This window comes from Vibrio sp. ZF57, assembly GCF_001691235.1.
GTDB lineage: Bacteria > Pseudomonadota > Gammaproteobacteria > Enterobacterales > Vibrionaceae > Vibrio > Vibrio crassostreae_C.
The window spans coordinates 1-451 of record NZ_MAKD01000039.1 but is presented as its reverse complement, the minus strand read 5'-3'; the positions used below and the strand labels follow the sequence as shown (position 1 = coordinate 451).

Genomic DNA, 451 nt, shown 5'->3' with positions numbered 1-451 from the left:
CGTCCCGACACTGCTTGATAGAGGTGAGTATATCGCCTCTGAGTCGAGCTACTACCGAGTGTTGAGTACGCAGGGGCAACTTCACAAACGAGGTCGTCAGCGGAGCAGACAGAAGCAAGCGAAGCCAACCAGCTACACAGCGACGGACTCGAACCAAGTCTATACGTGGGATATCACTTACTTACCTTCAAAAGTTCGAGGCCAACATTATTACCTGTATGTCATTGAGGACATCTACAGTCGAAAAATTGTTGGTTATGAAGTGTATGAGCATGAATGCGGTGAGCTGGCGTCACAACTTCTGCAACGAACGTTGATGCGAGAGCAGTGCTTCAATCAAGCTCTGGTTCTTCACTCCGATAATGGTGCGCCGATGAAGTCGTTGACGTTCAAAGCCAAAATGGAAGAGTTAGGTATTACTTCATCGTATAGTCGCCCAAGAGTCAGTGAT

1 protein-coding gene is annotated in these 451 nt (G+C 47.9%); it reads left to right on the top strand.

Annotated features, from left to right (window positions below; genetic code table 11):
- The coding region (locus tag A6D97_RS03915; protein ID WP_139074296.1) for a DDE-type integrase/transposase/recombinase at positions 1–451 on the top strand (451 nt) is incomplete at both ends.